The sequence below is a fragment of the Xanthomonas albilineans genome, assembly GCF_009931595.1.
In the GTDB taxonomy this organism is placed as follows: Bacteria; Pseudomonadota; Gammaproteobacteria; order Xanthomonadales; family Xanthomonadaceae; genus Xanthomonas_A; species Xanthomonas_A albilineans.
This window is the reverse complement of the sequence record NZ_CP046570.1, coordinates 208184-221158: the sequence shown is the minus strand read 5'-3', so window position 1 is coordinate 221158 and position 12975 is coordinate 208184. Positions and strand designations below refer to the sequence as shown.

General features: G+C 64.7%; 10 protein-coding genes and 1 riboswitch. Of the genes, 2 read left to right on the top strand and 8 right to left on the bottom strand.

Going from position 1 to position 12975, the window contains the following annotated elements:
- Positions 1-10: 10 nt before the first annotated feature.
- From XaFJ1_RS00875 to XaFJ1_RS00865, 3 genes are all read right to left on the bottom strand, one after another.
- A complete protein-coding gene (locus XaFJ1_RS00875) occupies positions 11-394 on the bottom strand; it encodes a hypothetical protein (RefSeq protein ID WP_425476770.1) in 384 nt (127 codons plus the stop codon).
- 407 nt (positions 395-801) lie between these two features.
- On the bottom strand, positions 802-1821 hold the full coding sequence (dusA, locus tag XaFJ1_RS00870) for a tRNA dihydrouridine(20/20a) synthase DusA (RefSeq protein ID WP_045761191.1): 1020 nt from the start codon (positions 1819-1821) through the stop codon (positions 802-804).
- Between the two features lie 163 nt (positions 1822-1984).
- Complete coding sequence (locus XaFJ1_RS00865) at positions 1985-2935, bottom strand: hypothetical protein (protein WP_045756650.1); 951 nt, start codon at positions 2933-2935, stop codon at positions 1985-1987.
- 414 nt (positions 2936-3349) lie between these two features.
- Positions 3350-3603, top strand: a riboswitch (cobalamin riboswitch).
- 211 nt (positions 3604-3814) lie between these two features.
- On the opposite strand from XaFJ1_RS00865, the gene metE reads away from it, so the two are divergent.
- The gene (metE, locus tag XaFJ1_RS00860; RefSeq protein ID WP_012914732.1) at positions 3815-6106 is read left to right on the top strand and encodes a 5-methyltetrahydropteroyltriglutamate--homocysteine S-methyltransferase; all 2292 of its coding nucleotides are present in this window, start codon (positions 3815-3817) and stop codon (positions 6104-6106) included.
- Between the two features lie 229 nt (positions 6107-6335).
- A complete protein-coding gene (locus tag XaFJ1_RS00855) occupies positions 6336-8309 on the top strand; it encodes a choice-of-anchor X domain-containing protein (protein WP_012914731.1) in 1974 nt (657 codons plus the stop codon).
- A 226-nt stretch (positions 8310-8535) separates the two neighbouring features.
- Here XaFJ1_RS00855 and XaFJ1_RS00850 read toward each other — a convergent pair whose 3' ends face one another.
- The 5 genes from XaFJ1_RS00850 to XaFJ1_RS00830 form a co-directional block, all read right to left on the bottom strand.
- Positions 8536-9411: an NAD(P)-dependent oxidoreductase gene (locus XaFJ1_RS00850; RefSeq protein WP_012914730.1), complete on the bottom strand. Its 876-nt coding sequence runs from the start codon at positions 9409-9411 to the stop codon at positions 8536-8538.
- A gap of 61 nt (positions 9412-9472) precedes the next feature.
- The gene (locus XaFJ1_RS00845; RefSeq protein WP_012914729.1) at positions 9473-10570 is read right to left on the bottom strand and encodes an NADH:flavin oxidoreductase/NADH oxidase; all 1098 of its coding nucleotides are present in this window, start codon (positions 10568-10570) and stop codon (positions 9473-9475) included.
- A 120-nt stretch (positions 10571-10690) separates the two neighbouring features.
- A complete protein-coding gene (locus XaFJ1_RS00840) occupies positions 10691-11554 on the bottom strand; it encodes an NAD-dependent protein deacetylase (protein ID WP_012914728.1) in 864 nt (287 codons plus the stop codon).
- A gap of 445 nt (positions 11555-11999) precedes the next feature.
- Positions 12000-12332 (bottom strand): thioredoxin family protein, encoded by a 333-nt coding sequence (locus XaFJ1_RS00835; RefSeq protein WP_012914727.1) that lies wholly within the window; start codon positions 12330-12332, stop codon positions 12000-12002.
- A gap of 78 nt (positions 12333-12410) precedes the next feature.
- Complete coding sequence (locus XaFJ1_RS00830; protein WP_012914726.1) at positions 12411-12935, bottom strand: flavodoxin; 525 nt, start codon at positions 12933-12935, stop codon at positions 12411-12413.
- Positions 12936-12975: the final 40 nt, after the last annotated feature.

Genomic DNA, 12975 nt, shown 5'->3' with positions numbered 1-12975 from the left:
CTATCCACACTCACGGGTGATCGTCGTGTGGTGGTTGGTCCGGCTCGCTGGGTCTGGTTGCCTGCGGCGGCGCGCGAGCGGGCTGCGGGTCGTCCATATAGCGCACACGTCCTCGTCCATCCATGTACTTGACCCGGTTGATGTCGTGGCCATCGAACGGCACACGCTCCGCCCCCAGGATCTGTATCTGTCCGCCAGTGGACCGTTGCACCCGACGCACCGCATCGGACAACGAACTGGCTGCCGATTCGCGCCCCCGCGCCGGATCCGGCTCCGAGGGAATGACCGCCCCTGGAGTGGACTGCTGCGGCCCCCGGTCGTGACCGGCCGCAGACGACGCGAGCGCAAGCGCAATCACGGCGGCGAAACGGCAATGGCGTAGAACGGAGAAGATCACGACGGGCATCCTAACGGACTGATCGGGGGCGTTCAAAATTTGTGAAATCTGGCACCTTTCAGGAAAGCGATGGTGTCGTCAAATCTGAGGCAAATTCTTGATTTTTCGGGGTGAATCCGGTCTGAACTTTCCCATCACGCCTCCAACCGGTTCAGTGAAATGAATTCCCGTCGTCACGACTGGAGAGCACCGTCACGCCACCAGTGCCCCTCTGTGCAGGGGTTTGCGGGCACAGCGCACGGGATCGCCGGAGACCGCAGCAACCTGAACGCAGCAACGGAATAGAGGGGGAAAGAGCGCACAGGTCGCGCGTGCCAGTGGCGTGCGGAACACAGCAACGACAGCCCGTGGATACACCATCAGCCCACCAGGCCCCGAACAAACGGTGGGTTTAGCGCCTGCGATCAGGCCGCCACGCAGCGCACACCTTCGGTGACCTGCAACGCCTGCTCCAGCAGCGCCCAGTCCGCACCAGACCGATGTGCGCCCTCGCTAAGTACCTGGCGGAAGGCACGGCCACCAGGCTGTCCATGGAACAGTCCGAGCAGGTGCCGGGCGATGTGCTTGAGCGCCAGCCCCTCGGCCAAACGCACTTCCACGTAGGGGCGCAGTGCACGCAGCAATTCCGCGCGTGGTCGTAGCGCCGCGCCGGTCAGGGCGGCGTCCAGCCGATGCAACACGTAAGGGTCGTGATAGGCCGCCCGCCCCAGCATGACCCCATCGACCACCACGAACTGCGCCTGCGCCGTTTCCACATTGGCCAGACCGCCGTTCAGCACTACCTGCAATTGCGGACGTTCGCGCTTGAGCCGATAGACCCAGTCGTAGCGCAACGGCGGCACCTCGCGGTTTTCCTTGGGCGACAGGCCCTGCAGCCAGGCGTTGCGCGCATGTACGACGAACTGGCGGCATCCCGCCGCCGCCACATGATCGACAAACGCCAGGAATGCAGCCTCGTCGTTGTCCTGATCCACCCCCAGCCGACACTTCACCGTCACCGGCACGTCCACCGCCGCTGCCATTGCCGCCACGCACTCGGCCACCAAGCCCGGCTCACGCATCAGGCAGGCACCGAAGCGCCCGGCCTGGACCCGGTCGGACGGGCAGCCGCAATTCAAATTGATCTCGTCGTAGCCCCAGTCCTGACCGATCCGCGCGGCCTGCGCCAGCAACGCAGGATCGCTGCCACCCAACTGCAACGCCAGCGGGTGTTCGGCGGCATCGTAATCCAGCAGCCGTGCGCGATCGCCCAGCACCACCGCATTGGCATGCACCATCTCGGTGTAAAGCCGCGCCGACGGCGCCAGCAGCCGGTGGAATACCCGACAGTGGCGGTCGGTCCAATCCATCATCGGGGCAACCGACAGGCGCAGCGATGCGGCATAGCGCGCGGGCAGGTCAAGGGTGGGGGACGGGAGCGTGATCGGCACGGCGGGGCGGTGTTGTCGGCGGCACGCCGCAACGCTGAATCATTGACTTTGGGATCAATAGCTTACACCTTCGCCATGAACGCCGGCGGGGGCGAGCGCGCATTCCCGCCGGAGATTGCCGCAGCCGGATCGACTGCGGCTTTCGCCGCTCCCACGGCTACTTGCGCAGGTAGAGCGTCTTGTTTCCAAAATCGATGACCGCCCCCGCGTTTACCAGGAAATCCGCTCCCAGCATCCCGCCCAGCGCCTCCCCAGTTGGGCGAGGCTGGCTCATATACGCATACTGATCCTCGATCCAGGCATCCTGCATGGGCTTGGACGACCAGTCGCCGATCCGCACAACAACCGGATGCTTGGTCAGATAAGCGTAATTTTGCGCCCCCTTGGGGCCCGACATTAGCTTGCTCTCCTCGGACTTTTCCACACCGGCCTGACTCGCGAATTCCGGGTCGATGTCGACTTCCCCGACCGTGCTGACGGTCATCGACCGCTCCACCGAGCCAAGCGCCGCTCTGACGGTATAACGCTCTTGCTCCTTGTCGAACTGCATGGGCACGGCCACATATCCCTTGGCCAACAAGCTTGCACGCAGGGTCGACGTCTGCATGGCATCGGGACTCACCAACACACGCTTGCCGGGATAATCCAGCACCACGCGATTTGCGGCGATCCATTTGATCCCCAGCATTCCCACGCCGTTTTTAGGCTCTGGCGTCTCGAAAACAGACACCGGCACGTTCACAGCGTTGGCCTTGCCCATCGTGAGCAGGTTCAATCTACCGCCGTCGAGTCCGAGCGGACTGAGCTTGCCCGGCTCTTGGATTCCGTAAGTACCCCGATGTTGCAGATCTCTAACTCCCACCTCTTTAGCGACGTGATGGACCAACTGCATGTAGAACGACGCATTCGAATGCACCATCATCTGGTAAGGATGCCCGTTCAACTGCACGTTGACGACCGGCCGCGTTGCCCCACCGAGTTTGCGGTACACGAATGGCACCGTCGCGGACTTGTCCGCGGCTGGATCAGCCGTCGTGGCACCTGCGGTGATGACCGCAATGAGAAGGGACACACACACGCCGGAGCGAAGGAAAAGCGCATTAAGCATGAAAGGTTACCTGGGTTGGAAAGACGCACCCGCGCGGCGCAACCACAGGTGGTAGGTGCCGCCCGAGACAGCCCCCATCCGTGCGCCCGCCCATCGCGGCACTGCCAACATATCCCATGGAATACATGGCTGCCCTGTGCCAATCGACCTATAGTCTCAGGCCTTTTCACGGCTATTCCATGCGCATAACAGTGCAACGGACTGCCAGATTACAGAGACATCGCGTTTGACCCAGGGGGGGGGGGGTTCCTCTCCCAACTCTCAACCAATTCTTCAACCTTGAACAAACACATATGCCGGCAACCGCGGCGCAATGGCGCGCGAGCGGGTCGGTGGTGCGTGCGTTGCCGGACCGACGTTCACCACCACGGCAGGCACCACGGCGATGGCGCTTGACCGCCGGCCAAATTCGGCCTATGGTGCGCTCGCCGAAGGTATCCATCGCTTCATTCGGATGAAGGGATGGATTTAAACGGGAATCCGGTGAAAGCGGGCGCCGCAAGCGCCCGCCCATTCCGGAGCTGCCCCGCAGCGGTGAATGGAAACGACCTCCGTCAATGGCACTGGGCCGGCGCATGCAGGCCTGGGAAGCGACGGACAGTAGGCGCGCAGCCGGTACGGTACGCACGTCCATCAGCCCGAATACCGGCCCCGGCCGGAGGACAGTGCGTCCTCTGATTCGACCTGGCACCTCCGCGGGGAGGCGGCTGGAACCGTGACGTGGCCCCGCGCCGCGCCGCGTCTTCCGCCTTTCCGCACGGTACCGGTTCGCCCGCGGGGGCGAAGGTCGCTGGTGTGGCGAGCGTTTCGTGTAAGCGGACGCGCGACGCGCGGTTCCTTCGTTCCTCAATGCCAATGAATGCAATGAGGAAACGCAACATGACGATCGTGACCAATCTCGGCTTCCCGCGCATCGGTGCGCGGCGCGAGCTCAAACGCGCGCTGGAACGCTACTGGCGCCGCGAAACCGACAGCGCGCAACTGCAGGACACCGCGCGCGAACTGCGCCAGCGTCACTGGCAACTGCAACGCGATGTCGGAGTGGACGTACCACCCAGCAACGACTTCAGCCTGTACGACACGATGCTGGACACCGCATTCTTGTTCGATGCGATCCCGCAGCGCTATCGCGCGCTCGCAGACGCCGACCCGCTGGCCGGCTACTTCGCGATGGCGCGCGGCACACAGGAAAACGGCCTGGATCTGCACGCGCTGGAAATGACCAAGTGGTTCGACACCAACTACCACTATCTGGTGCCGGAGCTGGCGCGCAATCAGCATTTCCGTCTGCGCGGCGACAAGCCGCTGGGCGACTTCCTGGAAGCCAAGGCACAGGGCATCCTCACCCGGCCGGTGCTGATCGGGCCGGTGACGTTCCTGGCGCTGTCCAAGACAGTGGACGGTAGCGACCGCTGGGCGCTGTTGGATAGCCTGCTGCCGGTCTATGCCGAACTGCTGCAGAAGCTGCAAGCGGCCGGCGCGGAATGGGTGCAGATCGACGAGCCCGCCCTGGTGCTGGACCTGGACGAGGCTACACACGATGCCTACCGCCGTGCTTATGCGTTCCTGGCGGGGAAGCCGCGACCAAAGCTGCTGTTGACGACCTATTTCGGCGAGCTCGGCGACAACCTCGACTTGGCAATAGGGCTGCCGGTGGACGGCATCCACGTGGATCTGGTGCGCGGCGTGGCGCAGTTGGATGCCGTGCTGAAGGCGCTGCCGGCTGACCGCATCCTGTCCGCCGGATTGGTCAACGGCCGTAATGTGTGGCGCACTCCGCTGGACAACGCGCTGACCCTGGCACGCTATGCCGCCGGCCATCTCGGGCGCGAACGACTGTGGCTGGCACCATCGTGCTCGCTGCTGCATGTCCCTGTGGATCTGCAGCAAGAAACCCGCCTGGATCCGGATCTGTTCACCTGGATGGCGTTCGCCAAACAAAAACTGCAGGAACTGCGCACGCTGGCCGATGCGCTGGACGACCTGCCGCAGGCACAGACGGCGCTCGCCGCCGCGCGCGATGCCCTGGCAGCGCGGCGCGCCTCCACGCGCGTACACCGCCCCGACGTGGCACAGCGCCTGGCCGCGCTGAACGAGGATGCCGGACACCGTCAAACGCCGTATCCAAAACGCAAGCAGGCGCAGCAGGCCGCACTGCAACTTCCGGCCTATCCGACCACCACCATCGGCTCGTTCCCACAGACCGAGCAGGTGCGTCAGGCGCGTGCGCAGCACAAGGCGGGCAAGCTCAGCGATGCCGAGTACGATGCTTTCATCGCCGCGGAGACCGAGCGTTGCGTCCGCATCCAGGAACAACTCGGTTTAGACGTGCTGGTGCATGGCGAGTTCGAGCGCAACGACATGGTCGAATACTTCGGCGAACAACTCGACGGCTTCGCCTTCACCCAATATGGCTGGGTACAGAGCTACGGTTCGCGCTGCGTGAAACCACCGGTCATCTACGGCGACGTGCAACGTCCTGCGCCAATGACGGTGCGCTGGTCGCAGTATGCGCAGTCACTGACCAATCGGCCGATGAAGGGCATGCTGACCGGCCCGGTGACGATGCTGCAGTGGTCGTTCGTGCGCGACGACCAGGAACGCGCACAAACCTGCAGGCAGATCGCACTGGCGTTACGCGATGAGGTTCGCGACCTGGAAGCCGCCGGCATCGGCGTGATTCAGATCGACGAACCCGCGTTCCGCGAGGGCCTGCCGCTACGCAGTGCGGACTGGCAGGCGTATCTGGACTGGGCAGTGCAGTGCTTCCGCATCAGCGCGGCCGGCGTGCGCGATACGACCCAAATCCACACCCACATGTGCTACTCCGAATTCAACGACATCATCGAATCGGTGGCAGCGTTGGATGCCGATGTGATCTCGATCGAGACCTCGCGCTCGCGCATGGAGTTGCTCGATGCGTTCGTGCGCTACAGCTATCCGAATTCGATTGGCCCGGGCGTCTACGACATCCATTCCCCGCGCGTCCCCAGCACGCGAGAAATGGTGGAACTGCTGGACAAAGCCCGCGCGGTATTGGACCCGCAGCACATCTGGGTCAACCCCGACTGCGGCCTAAAGACCCGCGGCTGGCCGGAGACGCGCAGTGCGCTCAAGGCGATGGTGGAGGCGGCGCAGCAATTGCGCACGCAACACGCCCAGGCAGCGTGAGGTGACGATGCCCGGCGCAGCACTGCGCCGGGCATCATCGAACAGCCCCCTGTCTGCAGACAGAACGATGACGACGCTACATCTTTTGCCCGTCACAATCGGCCTGTTATAACGAGGCCGAATCACGGAGCGATGAACATATAGCGTGCCCGGAGCCGTGCCGACGGTGGTGACATGCCGTATTTCCTGCATCCACATGTGATTCTCCCCCTCACCTGGAGAGAACATCATGCTAGTAAAACGTCCAAAACTATCCGCTGCTTGCATCCTGTGTCTCGTCATTCCCGCCACCGCGCTGCAGGCGGCCGAACTGGTCCCGAAACAATTGGCCGGCCCGCCGGAAGAGTTCGCGCAGATGCGCGCGCCAGCGCCGGCAGAAACCGCAATCCTATCCAGAAGCGCGCTACTGCCAGTGGAATTCTCCGCTGCGCATAGCGGCAGCCCCGCGCAGTGGCATGCCACGCTGCCGGTGGAGAACGGCCAATTACACTTTCTCGTCCTCTCCGACGGACACGATTGGCAGCCCCGCCTGATCGCGCCAACGGCGACCAGCGCGACCAACGCCGTGCTGACTCCCAGCGCGCAGACGAGTCGCCTGGGCACTGGCAACGCCACTGTGCAAACACGCGATTACCACGTGGACAGCGCAGCCAATGGCGACTGGACTTTGACCCTGCAAGCGGACAGCAACACCGCGCAACGCGGCTACGTGCTGCTGGAAGGTGACGCACGCACCCAACTGGCCTCTTATCCGAGCGACCGCCGGCAACTGCAACGCGGTCAGCGCATCGGCATAACGGCTTTGCTCAGCGGCATCGACGCACAAGGCGCCATCGCGCTCGGCAACAGCACCAGCGCAGGACGCATCGACAACGCGCAACTGCGGGTGATCGCGCCCGATGGCACGGTCAGTCAGTGGCCGATGGCCGACGACGGCCGCCATGGCGATGGTGCCGCCAGCGACGGCTTGTATGCGGGTGATTTCCCGGCAACGGCAAGCGGCACCTACATCGCGCAGGTGGTGGTACACGGCCACGACGCCAGCGGCCAGGCCTTCGTCCGCACCAGCGAGCATGTACTGCCGGTGCTGGACACGACCCTGCGCATCGCGACCGATGCGGTGGTCGCCAGCGCGCAGCCTGGCACACGGCTAACGCTGCCGATTGCGGTGCGGACCGGAGGCGCTCAAACGCCGACGCACTATCGCGTGCTCGGCGAACTGTGGGGCACCGGCCGCAACGGCAAGGCGGTGCCGGTCGCCTGGCTCGGTGGCATGATCGCACCGCAGGACGGACGCTTGCCATTGAGCGTGGACGAACGCTGGATCGTGCGTGCCGACGCGCGCGCGCCATTCACCCTGCGCAATCTGCGTGTCGAGGATCCGGACAATTTCGTGCCTCTGGCCACGCATGACACGCTGGCGCTGACACTGCCGGCATTGCGCAGCGACAGCATCGCCCGCGGTGGTGCGATCGACGAGAGCATGCGCATGGGCGAACGCCCGGCGACCCTGCGCACAATGGCTAGTACGGAACCGCAGGGAACCGGGCAGAAGTTGGTGCTAGTACACGGCTACTGCTCGGACGGCAAGGTATGGCCGCTGGAGCAGTTCACTAATGCGGCGCTGTTTTTGGACATCAACCAGAATCGCAGCAACGACCAATTCGCGCAGCTCCTTGGGCAGTTCGGTAGCCAATGGCATTCCTTCGGCACCATCGCGCATAGCCAGGGCGGCATGGCCGCGCTGCATCTGTACGCCTATTACTGGAGCGGTCTGGACAACGCCAGCGGCGGCCTGCTGATGCAATCTGTGGGCACGCCTTACCAAGGCACGAATTTGGCCGGCATCCTGGCCGCAGGAGGCAAGTACTTCGGCCAAGGTTGCGGTTCCAACAGGGACATGACATACGATGGCGCCAAGGCATGGCTGGCCGGCATTCCCAATTCGGCACGTGCGAAAGTGAACTACTACACAACCTCGTTCACCAAGAAGCGGTGGTACGACAGCTACTGCGACAAGAGCACGGAAATGGTACTGAGCGATCCGAATGACGGCGTCGTCGAAAAAGTCAACGGACAGTTGCCCGGTGGCGTCAACATGGGCCACACCACCGGCGAATGCCATACCACCGGCATGAACTATCCAGCACAGTCACTGGACGCCAGCCGCAACGCGACGATGAACACCAACGCGGCACGCTGACCGTCGGACGGAATCGGAGTGCGCCATACCGGCGCATTCCGATTCCCCGGTTCAGTGCCCGGCACACCACCACCGGGCGCTGACCATTGATCAGGATGCGGCTGTTCGACATAGCGGCGCACCATGCCTCGCTGCGTTCGGGCTCGATCAGCGCCAACCACCGTGCTTGCCACTCGACGCGAACATGATGTGTTCTACGTCGCCAAGACATACTGAAAATCGGTCTTTACGCCTGCCCAGCACGACGCGCAGCCACTTTGGCCAACGCCGACCAATCCAAGTCGCCATCGCCATGCGCGATCGCCTCGATGAACTGATCGCGCAATACCGCGGCCAACGGCATCGGCACATGTCCAGTCTCGCCCGCACTCAAGGCCAAACGCACGTCCTTCAACCCCAACGTGGCCTTGAAGCCAGCCGGACTGTAACGCTGCTGCGCAATCATGTCGCCATAGATCTGGTAAGCCGGCGCGGCGAACACGCTGCCGCTCAACATGCCCAGGAATTCGGCCGCCTCCACGCCATGCCCGCGCACCAGCGCCGCCGCTTCGGCCATGGTGCCGATCGCGCTGGCCAGACACAGGTTGGCGGCCAGCTTGACCACGTTGGCCTGCTCCGGCGCCGCACCGAAGTACCAGGTCTTGCGTCCAACCACGTCCAGCAGCGGCTGCACCCGCGCCAGCGCGTCGGCATCGCCGGCAGCGAGTAAATTGAGCTGGCCGGCCGCGGCGACCTCAGGACGCCCCAGCACCGGCACCGCCAGGTACGCGACACCGCGCTCGGCATGCAGCGCGCTAAGTTCGCGCGCCAGCGCAACCGAAATCGTGGCCATGTTGACGTGGACGCTGCCGGCGGTCAGTGCATCCAGTGCGCCGCGTTCGAGCAGCGTCTCGCGCACCGCCGCATCGTCGGCCAACATCGAGAACAACACCGGCCCGCACACGGCTTCGGCCGGTCGCGCGACCAGTTGCGCGCCAGCCTCGACCAACGGCTGCGCCGCGCCCGCGCTGCGGTTCCAGACAGTCAACGGATGCCCGGCGCGCAACAGATTGTGCGCAATCGGCCGGCCCATCGTTCCCAGGCCGAGAAACCCAATATTCATTGCATGCTCCTTGAAAGAATCCAGAGGCTGACCACGACTGGCATGGCGCAGCCCAAGCGCATCATGCATCGAACAGGCTGCGCGCCGCATAAGGCGCGCAGCGCATGTACTGCGGTGCCGGACGCAAGGTGGCGCCCAGCGCCGCAGCGGCATGCCAGGGCCAGCGCGGGTCGTAGAGAATGCCGCGGGCCAACGCGATCGCATCGGCGCGGCCTTCGGCCAGGATGGCTTCGGCCTGCTGCGGTTCGGTAATCAGACCCACCGCGATCACCGGCATGTCCACAGCGCGATGCAACGTCTCGGCCAACGGCACTTGGTAGCCGGGCGCGACCGGAATCCGCTGGCGACGGTCCAGTCCGCCACTGGACACATGCAAATAATCGCAGCCCTGCGCCTGCAACGCCTGCGCCAGTACCATGCTTTGAGCGACGTCCCAGCCGCCTTCGACCCAATCGGTGGCCGAGATGCGCACGCCCACCGCAATCGTGGACGATACCGCGGCACGCACCGCTGCATGCACACGCAGCAATAGGCGCATGCGGTTGTCCAAACTGCCGCCGTAGGCGTCTTCGCGCAGATTACTCAGCGGCGAGAGGAACTGGTGCAGCAGGTAGCCATGCGCGGCATGCAACTCGATCAGCGCGAAACCGAGCCGCTCGGCGCGCCGCGCCGCAGCAACGAACGCGGCGACGATCGCCTCGATACCCGTCAGGTCCAGCGCCTGCGGCGGCGCGTCATCGGCAGCGAAGGGCTGCGGCGATGGCGCCACGGTCTGCCAGCCATTCGGCTCGGTCGGCGCGATCGCAGCGCCGCCGTCCCAGGGCCTGTGCGTGGAGGCCTTCCGCCCGGCGTGAGCGAGCTGGATCCCCAGCGGCATCGGCGACCAACGCCGCACGGACGTCAACACCTCGCGTAACGCCGCCTCGGTGGCGTCGTCCCACAGCCCCAGATCGGCCGGCGTGATGCGCCCGCACGGCTCCACCGCCGTGGCCTCCAGGATCAGCAATCCGGCACCGGACTGCGCCAGTTGCCCCAGATGTTGAAGATGCCAGTCATTGGCACGGCCGGCATCGGCGGCGTACTGGCACATCGGCGCGATCACGATGCGATTGGACAGCGACAACGGCCCCAGTGCGAGGGGCGAAAACAACAGGCTCACGATGGCATTCCGCAAAAGGCGCCCGCACGATCCGGGCAAACAGCTATTGCACGCCTACAACGGCGACCGATCAACCACTGCCGATGGATCAGTTCGTGCTTGGATTCGCAACACATCGGGCTACGCCAAGCCAGCAGCCGGATACAGGAACGCCAGCGCCTGCGCGCACGGCTGGTTCACCTTCAGATCCAGCAGATCGTCAGCGCGGGTACGGCCCAGATTGATCGCGGCAATCGGTACGCCCGCCTTGGCCGCAGCCTGCACGAAGCGGAAGCCGGAATAGACCATCAACGACGAACCCACCACCAACATGGCGTCGGCCTGCTGTAGGTGCGCGAATGCGCTGGTCACACGCTCGCGCGGGACATTTTCGCCAAAGAACACCACGTCCGGCTTGAGCACGCCGCCGCAGTGCGGACACGCCGGCACCACGAACGCGGCGAAATCCACGCCATCCAGATCGGCATCGCCATCGGGCGCCTGCCCGGCCTGCAGCGTCGCCCAATGCGGATTGTGCTGCAGCAACTGCTGCTGGAACGTTTCGCGCGGCATGCGCCGCTCGCACTGCATGCAACGCACCACATCAAGACGGCCGTGCAGGTCGATGACCGCGCGGCTGCCGGCGGCCTGGTGCAAGCCATCCACGTTCTGAGTCAGCAGCAGCGCGACCTGCCCGCGCGCCTCCAGGTGCGCCAATGCGGCGTGCGTCGCGTTGGGCTGGGCATAGCCGAAGCGCGGCCAGCCGATCAGGCTACGCGCCCAATAGCGCTGCCGCGTCGCCAGCTCGCCCATGAACGCCTGATAGGTGACCGGTGGCGTGCGCTTCCACTCCCCGGCGACGTCGCGGTAATCGGGAATGCCAGAATCGGTGCTGCAGCCGGCGCCAGTGAGTACGAACAGGCGACGGTGGCGCACAACGAACGCCTCCAGCGCGGTGGTCACCGCATGCGCGGGGTCGGACGGATCCTGCAGCAACTGGGGCATGGTGCAGCTCCCGGGAATGGTATGGGGCGCTGCAAGGCGTCAGCCGAGCCGATCGACGACGCTACGCCCTTCCCTATCTTGAGCATGCGACGCGCAAACGCAAGTCCCCTCCCCATCGCCGCAGACGCGCGCGATGCAGCGTTGCGCTGCGGCGCCAGACGATCCCACCCCGTCACTGGGCCTGCGCAACCGCACCGGGGCCAGCGGCGGCGTGCCGACGTGAGGCTGTCGGTGCATCGCGCTGAACAGCGATCCGACGCGAGCATTGACAAACGTTGACGCCGGCATGAGCGCACCTTCAATGCGACATCGTGCCAGACCAGTTGCAGGATGCGCTGCGGTCCGGACACCTACTGAAACGGTGGCGACACTTCACAGCAGCAGCGCTGCTTGCACGACCGACCAGGCCGTTAACGACCAGCGACAGCGCGCACGCGCGGCAGACTCACCCCAGGTGTGTGCGCACCGCTTCGTCGATCTTGGCTGGCGGCACGAAGCCGGGCACACGCGCCACTTCCTCGCCGTGGCGGAACAGCATCAGCGTCGGGGTCTGGCGCAAACCCTGAGCACGGAAGAAATCTTCGCCCACGTCTTCCATTTTCACCTTGAGCAAGGTCAGGCCTTGCGCGCTGTCGCTCTCGGCGAAGCGCTCCAGCGATTTGTCCAGCATGCGACAGCCGGGACAATTGTCCTTGTTGAAATCGGCCAACACGCGCGGGTGCGCGGCGAGCGCATCGGCGAATTGCTCTGGGCTGGAAACGGTGATGGTGGTGAGCATGCAACGGAACCTCGTATGGCGCGTGACGCACGGCGCGGCAACGGCCAGCGCTAGAGCGGAAAGAGAAAATTTGCGGAATCAACCGCTGCCATGCAGCGGCAACGCCGCAGCACTGACCTGACTGGCCGCCGCGGGCGCGGCGGCGCGCGCGGCGCGCAACGCCAGCACCTGCGCGCACCAGGCATCGATCGCCGCCACATCGCGCTCGCCATGCGGCATCTGCTCGATCTCCAGCAGCGGATAGGCACTGTCGAAGAACCGCGCAATGCGCTTGACCGCACCGCAATAGTATTCCAACCCCCACTGCGTCTCGCCGGTGCCGAACACCGCAACCTCGGCATGCCGACCAACCGCTTCGACCAATTCGGCGATGTAGCGCTTCATCTCAGATGGGGTGCGCCCGGCGTTGTCGGTCCAACTGCCGAGCAAATGCAGATCGAAACCGGTGGCGCAGGACGGATCGCCGAGTACGCCGTGCAAGGTTTGCAGATCGGTGTGGATCCAGGTCACTTGGTGACCAGCGGCCTCGCACTGCGCATGCACGCGGCGGGCGACGTCGCGAGTATTGCCGCTGAGCGAAGCGTAGGCGAGCAGGATCTGCATGATGATAGGCGTGCAACAAACAACGCGCGTGGTGTGGCGG

Bases quoted from the DNA above. Each gene is read 5' to 3' on its own strand.
- XaFJ1_RS00830 (WP_012914726.1), bottom strand. From the start codon at position 12,935: ATGCAGATCCTGCTCGCCTACGCTTCGCTCAGCGGCAATACTCGCGAC.
- XaFJ1_RS00835 (WP_012914727.1), bottom strand. From the start codon at position 12,332: ATGCTCACCACCATCACCGTTTCCAGCCCAGAGCAATTCGCCGATGCG.
- metE (WP_012914732.1), top strand. From the start codon at position 3,815: ATGACGATCGTGACCAATCTCGGCTTCCCGCGCATCGGTGCGCGGCGC.
- XaFJ1_RS00850 (WP_012914730.1), bottom strand. From the start codon at position 9,411: ATGAATATTGGGTTTCTCGGCCTGGGAACGATGGGCCGGCCGATTGCG.
- XaFJ1_RS00865 (WP_045756650.1), bottom strand. From the start codon at position 2,935: ATGCTTAATGCGCTTTTCCTTCGCTCCGGCGTGTGTGTGTCCCTTCTC.
- XaFJ1_RS00855 (WP_012914731.1), top strand. From the start codon at position 6,336: ATGCTAGTAAAACGTCCAAAACTATCCGCTGCTTGCATCCTGTGTCTC.
- XaFJ1_RS00840 (WP_012914728.1), bottom strand. From the start codon at position 11,554: ATGCCCCAGTTGCTGCAGGATCCGTCCGACCCCGCGCATGCGGTGACC.